Origin of the sequence: Rhizobium sp. ERR 942 (assembly GCF_007828395.1) — a bacterium.
GTDB lineage: Bacteria > Pseudomonadota > Alphaproteobacteria > Rhizobiales > Rhizobiaceae > Rhizobium > Rhizobium dioscoreae.
In genome coordinates, this window is the sequence record NZ_VIUA01000001.1 from 1,027,811 (window position 1) to 1,040,279 (window position 12,469).

The window sequence follows — 12,469 nt, forward strand, 5'->3', positions numbered from 1 at the left end:
ATGGGCAGCTTTATCAACCAGCCCACCGTCCCCATTCTGTATCTGCGGCCGACGAGGGCGAGCTTTGATGTCGTCGGTTCATCGATCGATGGCGGAACGAACTCGACCGGCGAATCCATCTCGATTGAGATTGGCGGCGGCGGCCGGGTAACAGCGACATACGAGCGCTGCGTTCTACAAGGTGACGACACCGAACGGCACGAGGTCATCAACTGGCTCGGAGCGCGAGGAAATGGAGGCTTTCGGTTCTTCAATGTCCCGATCATCAATGATGGTATCGGGCCGTTTCCGGTGATCAACGGCAAGCGCCGGCCGATCATCGACCATATCCCGCATTCCGATGGCTCGCTGTTTTCGGATACATCAGGCTATTCGCAGGCATCTGTCTATGCCGTAGTGACCGCGAACGCCGTGGTAGGCGCCGGCGTGATCCAGATGCAGGTTTTCGGTGCTGCGCGGCCGCTGCGCTGGTCCGACTGGTTCTCGATCTATCATCCTACCAAGGGATGGAGAGCCTATCGCTACTGGGAGGTCCAATCGGTCAGCAGCGATGCAAATCCGATTTATACTCTGGCAATCGGGCCTGCGCTCAGGGAAGCGATCACGGTAGGGACGCGGGTCGAGCTCGCCCGTCCGATGTGTGTGATGAAATTTCCCAAGGGTTTCTCACTCCCATGGGACTATGAGGCTTGGTACCAGTCCCGGCCTACGCTGCAGTTTACCGAGGCCTTCTAATGGGTTGGATACCGGACAACATCATTGCGGCGATGAGGCAAAGCCATGCGCTGGGCATCTTCCTGCGCATCGATACAGATCCCGGCTTGCACGTCTGGTTTGGCGTCGAAGATAAGACCGCTCGTTTCGATAGCATCGATCCCGAGGGAACGGTCTACATCGGCGGCGGCTATCTGATTGGCGTCCCGACTCTCGAAATGCTGATCAACGGCACCGCGGATAACGTCGATTTCACACTCTCCGGTCTTACGCCTGGCATGGCAGCGAAGACCTTAGACAGCATACCGGCGGTTCGCGGTGCCGCGGTGCAACTCGGGCTTATGGTGCTGGATGATTGTTATCAACCGATGGGGCCAATCATTCCGATCTGGAACGGCACGGCGTCCCATCCCTCCGAGGTCGGCCAATCGTCGGAAAATGGCGATACCAGTGTCACCCTGACACTTTCCGTGGTCGCTGGTAGCAACACGCGATCACGCGCAGCATTGACGCTTTGGTCCGACGCGCAGCAGAAAGCCCGATCGCCGACAGACGATTTTTGTAAGCAGGTCCAGCGCCTAGCGCGCGGCATCGCTCCGGTTTGGCCGAACTACTGAGGCATCCATGAAATTGCGAGATTGGCTTGAAGGCCCGCACCGGTTTCGCTGGGGCGGGCAGGGCGGTGACGATTGCCTGATGTTCTGCGCGTCGTGGGTAGCGCATGTGACCGGCGTTGATCCCGTCGAAGAGTTCCGCGGCACCTATTCGACCGAACAGGAGGCAAAGGCCCTTATAATGTCGCACGGCGGGATCATTGCGCTCGTCGATAGCGTTGCTGCTCGTGCCGGTATTCGGCGCACCAGCGACCCCCGCAATGGCGACATCGGAATCATCCGAGCACCCACGAGCCTTGATGGCGACTTCAAGGATATCGGCGCCATCAAGTTCGGTCCGCTTTGGGCATGCCTTGGCCCAGCTGGGGTTGTGGGCAAGCCTGCGGAATGGATCGCAGCCTGGGAAGTGCCTCAATGAGCCTGCGCATCCTCTATGAAAATGTGTCGTCGGAAGAGGCTCTCCGGCGCGGCTGGGAATATTCACTTTATTCAAGCTCATCGCTCGTGCGAGCGCCTCCGGTCTACGATCCGATCTTCACGCCGCTCTTTACCGCCGTCTTTGGTACCGCTGGGATCACGATCGGAGCGCAAACGATCACGTTCGCCTCGATCGCGTCGGCTCTCGCCACGACGGCGCTTGCCGTCGGCATTCAGGCGCTCATGGCGCCGAAGCCCCCAGATCCGGAAAGCGGACGCGTCCCGAAGACACAGAGCACGCCGTTCCGCGTCTGGTCTATTGGACGGAACCGGCTTGCAGGCGCGTACATGCTTTGGGAGGCCAGCGGCGATTACCTTTATGCCGTCCAAGCGCTGGTCGGCCATCAGGTGAAATCGATCAACCGCTACTGGCTTCACGATGACGAGGTATTTCTCGACGCCAACGGCTATACGACCAATGACGACAATGGGCGGTATGGAAATAATGTTCGGTTGCTGACCCGGACGGGGCTTCCAACTGAAACCGCCTATGCGCCTTTGGTCGACAAGTTGGCGGCATCAGGTGTTTGGACCAACAATCATCGCGGCGACGGGCAAGCTTCGATCGCAATGATTGCCGAATCTACGGCGGCAAAAAACCAGAATAAGCGCTTTCCTTATGGCGCGCCTCAGGTATCCGCTGAAGTCGATGGCGCCTATTGTTGGGACTTCCGCATCAGTTCCGATCCATCGAACCCGTCCGCATGGGTCTGGACCCGCAACAGCGCCTTGGCGCTTTGCTGGCACGAATGTTTCAACGAGTTCGGCAATCATCGCGATTACCGCAAAGCCATCCTGCCTGTCCTCGACATGTGGATCGAAGAGGCGAATGTCTGTGATGAGGACGTTCCGCGTGCCTCAGGAGGCACTGAAAAGCGGTATGAGTGCAATATCTGGGACACGACGGAAAATGGTCCCAAGGTCGGCACCAATGCAATCCTTGCCTCGTGCGATGGCTGGACATGCGAGCGTGGCGACGGCGCGTTGCTGTTCACCGTTGGCAAATTTCGAGAGAGCCGGGTCGAGACGCTGACAGATGCCGACTTGATCGGCCATCAGATCCAATATGATGTGCTCTTCGAGGATGAGTGCAATCGGCTGGTGCCAAAGTTCACCTATCCTGATACCGGCTATTCGTCCTGCGATACTGATTATTTCGAAGATGCGGCAGCTCAGATAGAGGCTGGCCGCGTCCTTTCCCAAACTGGAGACTATCGCGCCTGCCAGCAATGGCGCCAAGCGCGGCGGCTCGGGATACGCGACTGGCGTCGTCTTAGGCAGAAGGTCAAAGGGACGATCGATGTTCGCCTTTCTGGGATGAACGCGATGTATAGCCGATGGGTCAGGTTATCCTCTCCCGTTCGCCTGCCGCGCCTCGACGGGAAGCTCTTCGAAAATCGCCGATCGACGATCGCGATCACGCGTGGCGGCTATACAATGGAGATCATCCAGCACCCCGACGATATCGATGATTGGAACCCGGCGACGGACGAGGGCATGCAGCCGCCAGTCCCCAACACACTCGGCACTGCCGAAATCTCTCCCGGTGTCATCAATACCGTGCAGGCTGTTGCCAACGGCGGTTCCGTTTATCTCCGTGTCGTTCTGCTCGATCCGGGCTCGGATAGCTGGACGCCCGTCGTTTTCTATCGCCTGACTGATGCTGGCGGTGGCGTTCCAGGCGCATGGGTCGAACAGCAGTTCCCAGATTGGAATCTTTCCGGCGGCTATATCGAGCTGAATACTGGCGCGGTGCCGGTGGATGTCGATCTTGATGTGGAGGCCGGATACATCGGTTCAAACGGATCATATGGCCCGCGCTCGCCGACAGAAGAGGTCCATACCACCGCTGATCCAACCCCAGCCGCCGCAGTAGTCAACGTTTCTGTTTCGCCTGGCACCGGAAACGCAACGATCAACTGGACCGGCCCGAACAGCGGCAACTATGCCGGTGCGCGCATCTATTGGAATACGAGCAATAACTTCGGAACTGCGAGCGCAATAAATCCATCAACAAGTGGCGCTCCAAACGCATTTTCGAGCACGACAATAACCCTGACCGCAGGCGTCAAGTACGCGTGGGTCGTATCGCTCAACCGTTCTGGCGTGGAGGGAACGCCGGTCGCAACCGGCGCATTCACGGTCGCCTGACTTCTTTCACAGTTTCACACAATCACCCTTGGCCACCAGCCGAGGCGAAAACGTATGGAGATCAATATGGCTGGCGAAATCCAGGCTGCTTTTGATGCTATCTATTCGGATGGTCCAACAACAGAGCCTGATAAACCAAGCAAGCCGCTAATTCGCACTCAAATCGGTGGTTTGCTGGAAAGCAAGATTACCGGGCTTGAGGCTGTCGTTGATGACCTTCAGGCATCCGGATCGCTCATAAATGTTGAGGATCTGCCAAGTGTTGGTGAAAGGTTCGATGACTGCAAGGCGCTCAATCTCAGTTTTCCGGTGACTGGCGTTACGACGACCCTGTCCAGTGAGGGGTATCCAATCGGCTTCACCATCCCTGCAAATGTGGATGGACGTTCAGCGAACATTTCGACCTACCCGCTTTCGGATGCGAAGGAGATTGCCGCGCTGGCGGGCAGAACCATTTACATCACTGCAGTTTTCGACGCGACTGCAGGTTTTTTTGATCGTGCTCCGCTGAGTACGGCTTATGTGGATATTGGTCGCGGACTAGGCAATAACGGTGGTATACTAGTTTCAGACAAGCAAGTCGGCGGCACGGTGACAAGGACGGTCGGCTATACCGTGATCGGCAATGAGCCGGCGATCGGTTTGATTGCGCAGGTCTCTCTTGCGGCAGTCGCCGCACCGTCAATTGCATCGTTGACACTGCGCTCTGTCACCTATCGTGTAGTCAGCACCCCGGACGCTTCGTCCGGTGCGGAGAACATTGGTCTTGCCCTACGCGGTCTTGCCCAGGCTCGCTTTGGGGTGTCACTTGCTGCTGAGAAATATGAGGGCATCGGCACGCTCGCAAGCGGGCTCTCGTGGCTTCGCGACCCTGAGACGAACAATATTGTCGGCTGGTATATTCCGGCCGGTACTCCTGGTGGGTTCACCTACATCAACTGGATCTGGTATCCACAGGATGACGACGCTCGTTATCTGGGTGGCGCAAATATCCGGGTGACGATTTTGCTTGAGACATCGCCGGATTATGCGCGCGTGATTACGCCGCTGGTCGGAGCATTTCTGCGCCCGACGGGCGGCGACTTTCTGACCAATTACCGAGTTCTCTCGCAGCAACGATCTAGCACGGTCCGGGCATATATCGTCGAGGGTACGACAATCGCAGGGATTGAGCAGCTAGTCGTCACTCTTCAGAATGGTAGACAGTCCGGCGGCTCCGTCAGTGGCGATATGACGACCTTGACGACGGACACCATGAAGATCCTTGATATCATCGTTGAGGTTCTGGATGCGCCTATAGCCGGTATCACAGGTGCGGCAGCGACTGCCCGCCTGCGCCACAATCTGTCAACCAGGCTGTCGGCCCGCAAGACCCGTCTTCGCTCGAGAGAAAAAGGTGCGACAGTCAAGATCGCCCCGGCTGGCGGCGATTTCACCACGATTGCCAGTGCCATCGCCGGTTCGCCGGCCGGTGTACGCTTTACGATCGATGGTGCCGGCAGCTATAGCGGATCGAACTATCCATTCTTTTATCCGAGCATCGACAATCTGGAATTTGCGGGTGTCGGCCTGCAGAGGCCTATCCTTGCCTTCGCGCTGCCTGCCAACGCATCACTCTCCGACATTGCCAACGATTCGACAGTGGATCTTCATCACGAGATCACTCTCAGAAATCTTCGTCTGACCGGGCAGAATTGCCGCTACGTCATCCACGCGGACAGCTCCAATACACTCTTTGGCCGTCGTCAGGTGATTGAGGATTGCCACCTGGAGCATTTGGGCAACGACACTGCCAAGGCCTATCAGGATGCAAACGGCGGCAGCGGTTCTTCTGTTTGGAGCAATTGCAGTGCGATCGGCGCTGGTATTAGCGATGGAGGTGGCTTTGAGCTGCGACGTTCGACACTGCTCGGCTACAATTTCGATGCTCTGCACTGCCACAATTGGGGATTGGCTGCAGCGCCGATCACGGTCGATATTGAGGGCAACGACCTCGATCCGCGCGCGACGACGCCAGGCTCTAGCTTCGCCTCATTCTATTGGGCAAACATCGGCTCACTTCAGAATGATGTCGTACGCCTTGTCGGCAACCGCCTTGGCGGCCCGGTAGTTTTAGGTTCATGGCCGTGGATCCCGACCGATCCGGCAAAGGTGCCCGCCAACAAGATGCTGGCGACGGTGACGGGTTACGGTAATACACCTGCGCCATATGTCCTCGACGATGATCTTTCTCGCGCACTGCGGATCACGAGTGCAACAACTGGCACGAGTTCGTCAGTAACCGTTTCCGGAACCGGAGCGGATGCGCTGTTTGGTGGCACGACGACCATCGCCGGCGCCGTCGGTCTTGCCGGCGGCGTCTATGGCTTCCTTGACGTGGGCGATCACTTGATCGGGCCGAATGCGGATCAGGCGGTGACGCAGATCGGCAAGCGCCTTGGCGACTGCTCGACCACAGCGAAGACGCTGACCGTGCTGATTGACGGTGCAACGACAAAGACGGTCACCTTCAATAGCGACTATCGCGCCGTTGCCAATGCCACGATCCTTGCGTCGATCAACACTGCGCTCGGCAGCTCGGCCGTCGCTGACCTGTTCAATGTCAATGAGTTGTTTCGGCCGCGCTTCACAGACGAAGAGGAGCGCGTCTATAACTCCAGTGCGACCACGATCCTGCGCAAGACGGCCGTCGCATGGGCAACGACCGGTCGGCCTGGCGTGCGCACCATGACGAGCACCGACGCCGCCCGCCTATTTGCCGGTATCGCGTATGAGGACATCCGGCCGGGTCAGTGGGGCCGTGTGAAGTCAAAGGGCGCCGTTCGCGTGTCGATGGACCTATTACGGAGCGACAGCATAGCGTTCGCGCACGGCGATATGTTCGGTGTCAGCGATGCGTCCGGCAGGTTTGCCGTTGGCGCGACAATCCCGCTGCTGATGGCGTTCAATCCAGCCGACGTCAAGTTTATCGATTGGTCTCGATCGGATCCAGCGACGGACAATGCCGCGGCCGCATGGATTTCTTTTACTCCCACCATTCGAGCGCAGACAGGCGCGCTTACGACGGCAAGCGTCAACGGCAAGTATAAGAAAATTGGTCGCCAAGTTCACTTTCAAATCGCCGGCAGCATAACGACGAACGGTACCGGATCTGGTGCGGTTGTTGTTGGCAATATGCCGGTAGCAACCGGCCCCGAAATTTTCACGTACGTTGGGAGAGAAATAGCGCTTAATGGCAAGGCATTGCTGGGATACCAGAACAATGGCACTACCGACGTGTTGATCACCTACTATGATTCAACCTATCCCGGCGCCAATGGTATGGCATTTATAATGAACGGAACATATGAGGCCGTTTCTTAGACGCCTAATTTTGCGGAGTATTTGGCCCGGGAATGCCTTGTGTGAAGTCCATGTGGCGAGTTATCGATGGATCACTCGCCACACTCTGCTTTGTCAATGAGGATAACGCATATAGGTCGGGCAATGGATGATTGGAAGTTTGAGATCACTCTCAGCCAAACCATTCTCAGCGGCGATACGTTTGGCCTCCTCTGGTTGCCCATTAGCCCTCAGTGCAGCAACGAGGAAAACTATCACACGACGGTTGCCAGGGGCGGTGCTCAGTGCTTCTTTTAGGAGATCGACAGCCCTGGGAATATTCACTTTGTAGGTCATGAGGAATTCTGCGTAGCGAAGCAACGCATAGCGATACTGCTCTACACCATGTTCTGCTCGCACCCTGAGTTGTTGTTCGAAAAATGGAACATGGAGAGACCAATCTTTGTGCGCCCGCTTTTTGACAATCAACATCCCTCCGGCAACTGTAATCTCGTCGATCTCAGCGTAGATCGTGTTCAATTTGTCGCCTGCATCGCGAAGGGATGTGACGTGTGCAGCTTTTGCTGCCAATAGGCGGGTAAAATAATGGAATACAGGTTCTCCGGTACCGTGCGTTGATGGCTCGACCTTTGCTCCATTGTCCTCGAAGTGGAACGCAAGATCCTCGACCACGTAAAGGCCGCCGCTTAACAATGAAGGAAATAGCACCTCAAAAGATTTGATGATGTGTTGCGCTTGGTGCGAGCCATCGTCAATGATAATCGTGGGCGGGAACTCCTTAACGACGTCGGTCAGGAATTGTTCGTCATCCTGTGATCCAATTCGAACTTTGAGCGGACCTCTTTCGAGTTTTGCGCACGCCGGATCTATATCAATTCCGACCAATGTGGCGGATCGAAAATAGCCGCCCCAAGTTTTAAGAGATGATCCTCCGGCCACGCCGATTTCGATTACGTTTATGCTAGCATCGCGAAACCGGCTAAATGCTTGTGCATAATGGCGATAATAATCCCATGAGCACGGTATATCGCCACGAACCGAGGATTTATCCCCCCCATCCAGAACCCCTCTAACATCAAGATCAAGAGCATCGATCTCATCAGGTGTTAGAGTAGTGGAGGGCTTTACATCCATCCTAATTTCTTGCTCGGGTTTCGAGCTCATAAGCTCGTCTAAATGTCTTGCTTCAATCATTTGCGGGCATCTTTGAATTGATGTTGGATGGCAGAACTGCGCACCCGTGAGTTGATTGAGAATGCCATCCCCATATGAATCAGGATTGGCGTGAATTGCGCTTATTGCTTCAAGCCAAAATCCAAAAAGTTGTCCCAATTATCGAGACCGATAACAGGGAAAAGCTTGCTGCGAAGCGCTAAATCTTGATTGTAACAGCGCCTGGCAAGTTGCTCTGACTGGAAGTGTTTAATCCTGAAATAGGTAGGAAAATCGGTCTTCCTGACAGATAGGCATCGTCTTGCGAACGCAGCTATAATTTCTTCTCGGCTTGGTTGTGCGGGCCGATCTTGAACAGGTCGAGAATAAATTTCCTCCGCTGACATTCCGGGTTTTTCGATCCGAACTTTGTAATGCTCCATCGGGTGCAAATGGTTCTGTTTCAGAACCGGGTTAGAGGCCGTTGGCGACAGTGATATCGTTATCTCGGCGCCTGCCATAAATGTTTCGATGTTCATCGTGCAATCGCTACTCAGGTTAAAGGCGAGCACCTTCCGGTACCGTCTGCCGCTTGCGGGCACCAAAGACCGCCTTCTGCTGAATAGAGCACGCACCCCATCTCTGAATCAAGCGCTCAGGTTGTGAAATATTTCGCAAGTTTTCCAATTGTTGCTGAGCCGCTCTCTTTATTGAACACACTATTGCTCCTGCGAATGTCTTCGCGGTGGCGCGTCGATCCATCTCTAAGGACATCCCATGAAACCGAAACTCGTCCCGCATGCGGGCCGGGTGCTTAAGCGTTCGCTCAGTCTGCGGATGATCGAGGCCTTCCTCGCCATCACTCTGCTGGAACTGGCGGCGGCGCTGGCGCCTGCGCTTGCCTCATACCTTCCATTCAATCCGATCTGGCTTCTCGCCCTCGCGTCCGTCTGCGGCTCGCTGGCGTGGGTTTTCCGGTTCGTCCTTCAAACCAAGATATCAGGAGATCGCAATGCCGATCAGTAAGCTCCGCGCCACGCCGCGGGCAAAGGCTCTCATTGCTTCGATCGTGGCGGCTTCTGTCGCGGGGTATGTCGCCATCTTCCCTGGTCAGCCGAAGGTTCACGACGACGTCGCCTTGGCGATCAAGACAGCCATGCCATGGGAGGGGCGGCAGCTCGTCGCCTACCTCGATCGCATCGCCAAGCCGCCGGTCTGGACCGGCTGTGACGGGGATACCGATGACGTAAATCCCTATCAGGTTTTCACGCCGGCTGAGTGTGATCAGCGAACTGCAATGAAGATGGAAAAGCGGTATCGGCCAGCGCTGGTCGCCTGCGTAGCCAATTGGGACAGGCAGCCGCTTTCCTGGCGCGGCATGATGCTCTCGCTCTCTTGGAACATAGGGACCGGCGGGGCATGTGGATCGAGCGCGGCGAAGATCGTCAACGAGGCGACGCGCCAGGGTAGGCGTCCCGACTATATCGCGAGCTGCAATGCGGCCACGGCTTTCAATAAGGCTGGCGGCCGTATGGTCGTCGGCCTCGCCAAACGCCGCGAGATGGGTGACGCCTCCCGTATCGGCGAAGGCGAGCTTTGCGTGAGTGGCCTGTGATGTTCGGTCTACTAGATTACCTCAAGCTCGCCGCCGGCGCCGTTGTCGGTGGTTTCCTCGTCTATGTCTTCATGAGCCTCATCACCGTGCCGGCCGCAGAACATCGCGCTCGGGCGGGATATGTCGAGCTCGCCGAAAAGACGACAGCGGAAGCCAAAGCGGCCGAACTGGAACGCCAGCGCAACGCCGCGTCTCAGGCCCTCGAAGAGGCCCGCAAGCGCCAGGCGGCCGATGATGCCGCCCAGCAAGCCAAAGACGCTCAAACCGATATCGAGATCGCCGACTATGAAAAGAAGCTCGCTGCTGCAAATCGCCAGTGCCTTGCTGATCCTGCTGACGTTCAGTTCCTGCAGTCTCACTGATCGGCTGGAAAAGGCGTCATCCGCAAAGGGTGTCATCGCGGCTGGGATCAATCTGCCGCCGCTTCCCGACGACTGCCGGAAGAAAGAGCCGCACGCCGCCGTCAGGGTAGGGGACGAGCTGCGTTCCGTGCTTGTGCGGGAGCGTGGCGCCCTCGACCGCGCAAACGAGCGTGGCGAGCGCTGCGCGGCGTTCTACGACGATACGAAGGCCAACTTCGGCGCTGCATCGAAATGAGGGTAGCCGCGAACCTTCTCGGCTTCCTCACATTCTCTTTCACGCTGGCGGCGCTTCTGCTGCTGGCGTGGCATTCCATCTGAAATTTCATAGGGCGGGCGCAGGATAAATGGGCACAGGCAAAGAGGATACGGCTATGAACAAGCCCCGGATAATCTTCGATTTCAATCTCGGCACTCTTCTCCCGCTCCTCGCCTTGGCGCTGGCGGGATGGGATCGTTATGCGGCTCTTGAGGCGAAAGTTCAGGTCATCGATCAGCGCGGCCTCGCACGGATGCAGATCTCCGATACCTTTCAGGCAGAGACCAAGAAGGCGCTTGCCGATGTCGCCAGCGCGCCCAAGGATATTGTCGAGCTAAAGAAGGGGCAGGAAGCCGCCAACGGTCGCATGGACCGGCTGGCTGATTTAATGATTACCGGCCAGGATGCGATGCGGCAGACGATGCAAACCGGCTTCGATCTTCTCCGCAAGGATATGTCCGCGATCTCCACGAAGGTCGAGGTCGTCGGATCGAAGGTGGACATGATGACCGGAAAACCGTCGCCCGGAGTGTACCGCCCGAGGTGACGAAATGCCGACTATCCCTTAGGCCGATCGCCATATCGCGGCTGGCGATAGTCCAGCCAGCGATGCTCGAAGCAAAACCACTTCGTCTCGCCCTTGCCGATATCATAGCCGAAGCCGCCCCATGCCTTGCAGCCGGGGTGCTCGCAATAGTGATTGACGTGGACGGTATCCATCGGGCGTTCGAGTTCTTCGGGCATTTCAGTTCAGATTGCCCTTCGGAATGCCCCCGAGCGACCCCGCCATATTCCCCGCGAAGTTCTCCAGTGTCTTCATGGCGTAGGCAAAGCGTCTCTCTTGCGCAGCGCCTGCAGCTTTCGAGGCGGATTGGAGATCGCGTGCGACGTTGCCGAGCACGCTTCCGACGAAACCCTTTATGTCACCTGTGCTTGAGCCAACCGTGCCCAACAATTGCGCGATAAGCAGCTCGTGCATCACGCATCGGCCATCGAGCTCGGCAACTCGTATTTCCAGTTTCTCTATTCTATCTTCGGTCATTGTTCTTCTCCTGCGGTTTTCTTCGGTGGCAACAGCACCAGTTCGTCATCCGGCAACGGCCGCTGAAGCGCCTTCGCTTCCTCCCAAGGCGCTGTAAGCCAGGTCTCGACTTCATCCTGGTTGCGAAGGATGGCAGGCATTGCCTTGTAGTGGATAGGTTCGACGATGGCGTTCGGCTTGCAGGTCAGGAATCCATAGAGATCGACCGTGATCTCTCCCTCCTTGACCTTCCTCACAGAACGCCATTGCGGCACCCATAGGCCCGCAAAGAACATCAGCGGTTCATCCGCGCTGCCCGCGAACCAGGCGTTGGGCGTCCTGCCTCCCTCGACCTTGCTTGCCGGATCTGGCTCGGCGAACCGCGTGAATGGCACCACGCAGCGGTTTTCCACTCCCAGCCATCGCGCCCAATGCTTGCTCGATGTGTTGCGGACGTTCGTCGTTCCGCCATCCGGCTCCATCCTCAAAAGCTCATCGAAGTTCACTTGCTTACCCTTGGCGCGCAGCTTATCAGCACGCTTCGTGGCGGCATCGAGTTGCGCCTTTTGAGAGGACGGCAAGCCCCAGCGAACCTTCGCCAGCTCTCGGCCGGCCGGTGTGTTCCGCACGATTGGCCCCATCTGATCCGGATAGAGATCCAGCTCCGGCTCAAGGTTGCCGATGCTGTCGATCATCGCCCTCGTGAGCTGCCGAATGGCTTCCTGGTTGGTTGTCACATTATAAAGGTTGCACATGGTCTTCCCC

General features: G+C 57.0%; 15 protein-coding genes. 10 read left to right on the top strand and 5 right to left on the bottom strand.

Features of this window, described 5'->3' with window-relative positions; all coding sequences use genetic code 11:
* The 5 genes from FBZ97_RS05165 to FBZ97_RS05185 all read left to right on the top strand — a co-directional run bounded on the left by FBZ97_RS05165 (position 1) and on the right by FBZ97_RS05185 (position 7,319).
* Entirely contained in the window at positions 1–735 is a 735-nt protein-coding gene (locus tag FBZ97_RS05165) for a hypothetical protein (protein ID WP_145316974.1), read from the top strand.
* The gene (locus tag FBZ97_RS05170; RefSeq protein ID WP_145316976.1) at positions 735–1,331 is read left to right on the top strand and encodes a hypothetical protein; all 597 of its coding nucleotides are present in this window, start codon (positions 735–737) and stop codon (positions 1,329–1,331) included. Before FBZ97_RS05165 ends, FBZ97_RS05170 begins: the two co-directional genes overlap by 1 nt.
* Before the next feature lie 7 nt (positions 1,332–1,338).
* On the top strand, positions 1,339–1,746 hold the full coding sequence (locus tag FBZ97_RS05175; RefSeq protein ID WP_145316978.1) for a hypothetical protein: 408 nt from the start codon (positions 1,339–1,341) through the stop codon (positions 1,744–1,746).
* Positions 1,743–3,956 carry a hypothetical protein gene (locus tag FBZ97_RS05180; RefSeq protein ID WP_246661696.1) on the top strand — a complete coding sequence of 738 codons (2,214 nt, stop codon included), beginning with the start codon at positions 1,743–1,745 and terminating at the stop codon, positions 3,954–3,956. The genes FBZ97_RS05175 and FBZ97_RS05180 overlap by 4 nt, the downstream gene beginning before the upstream one ends.
* 66 nt (positions 3,957–4,022) lie before the next feature.
* Positions 4,023–7,319 (top strand): hypothetical protein, encoded by a 3,297-nt coding sequence (locus FBZ97_RS05185; RefSeq protein WP_145316982.1) that lies wholly within the window; start codon positions 4,023–4,025, stop codon positions 7,317–7,319.
* A 93-nt stretch (positions 7,320–7,412) separates the two neighbouring features.
* Here the strand turns inward: FBZ97_RS05185 and FBZ97_RS05190 are convergent, their stop codons facing one another.
* Both FBZ97_RS05190 and FBZ97_RS05195 read right to left on the bottom strand, forming a co-directional pair.
* Entirely contained in the window at positions 7,413–8,492 is a 1,080-nt protein-coding gene (locus FBZ97_RS05190) for a tetratricopeptide repeat protein (RefSeq protein WP_145316984.1), read from the bottom strand.
* Positions 8,493–8,593: 101 nt separating this feature from the next.
* Positions 8,594–8,989 (bottom strand): hypothetical protein, encoded by a 396-nt coding sequence (locus FBZ97_RS05195; protein ID WP_145316986.1) that lies wholly within the window; start codon positions 8,987–8,989, stop codon positions 8,594–8,596.
* Positions 8,990–9,227: 238 nt separating this feature from the next.
* Between FBZ97_RS05195 and FBZ97_RS05200 the strand changes: the two genes are divergently transcribed.
* From FBZ97_RS05200 to FBZ97_RS05220, 5 genes are all read left to right on the top strand, one after another.
* Positions 9,228–9,476, top strand: coding sequence for a hypothetical protein (locus FBZ97_RS05200; RefSeq protein ID WP_145316988.1), 249 nt, complete (start codon positions 9,228–9,230; stop codon positions 9,474–9,476).
* A complete protein-coding gene (locus FBZ97_RS05205; RefSeq protein ID WP_145316990.1) occupies positions 9,463–10,065 on the top strand; it encodes a lysozyme in 603 nt (200 codons plus the stop codon). The genes FBZ97_RS05200 and FBZ97_RS05205 overlap by 14 nt, the downstream gene beginning before the upstream one ends.
* On the top strand, positions 10,065–10,427 hold the full coding sequence (locus tag FBZ97_RS05210) for a hypothetical protein (protein ID WP_145316991.1): 363 nt from the start codon (positions 10,065–10,067) through the stop codon (positions 10,425–10,427). The genes FBZ97_RS05205 and FBZ97_RS05210 overlap by 1 nt, the downstream gene beginning before the upstream one ends.
* Positions 10,387–10,662 carry a hypothetical protein gene (locus FBZ97_RS05215; protein WP_348642350.1) on the top strand — a complete coding sequence of 92 codons (276 nt, stop codon included), beginning with the start codon at positions 10,387–10,389 and terminating at the stop codon, positions 10,660–10,662. Before FBZ97_RS05210 ends, FBZ97_RS05215 begins: the two co-directional genes overlap by 41 nt.
* Before the next feature lie 136 nt (positions 10,663–10,798).
* Positions 10,799–11,230 carry a hypothetical protein gene (locus tag FBZ97_RS05220; protein ID WP_145316993.1) on the top strand — a complete coding sequence of 144 codons (432 nt, stop codon included), beginning with the start codon at positions 10,799–10,801 and terminating at the stop codon, positions 11,228–11,230.
* A gap of 11 nt (positions 11,231–11,241) precedes the next feature.
* Here FBZ97_RS05220 and FBZ97_RS05225 read toward each other — a convergent pair whose 3' ends face one another.
* The 3 genes from FBZ97_RS05225 to FBZ97_RS05235 are packed head-to-tail and all read right to left on the bottom strand — an operon-like array spanning position 11,242 to position 12,459.
* Complete coding sequence (locus tag FBZ97_RS05225; protein ID WP_145316995.1) at positions 11,242–11,427, bottom strand: hypothetical protein; 186 nt, start codon at positions 11,425–11,427, stop codon at positions 11,242–11,244.
* Between the two features lies 1 nt (position 11,428).
* A complete protein-coding gene (locus FBZ97_RS05230) occupies positions 11,429–11,725 on the bottom strand; it encodes a hypothetical protein (RefSeq protein WP_145316997.1) in 297 nt (98 codons plus the stop codon).
* A complete protein-coding gene (locus FBZ97_RS05235) occupies positions 11,722–12,459 on the bottom strand; it encodes an SOS response-associated peptidase (RefSeq protein ID WP_145316999.1) in 738 nt (245 codons plus the stop codon). The genes FBZ97_RS05230 and FBZ97_RS05235 overlap by 4 nt, the downstream gene beginning before the upstream one ends.
* Positions 12,460–12,469: the final 10 nt, after the last annotated feature.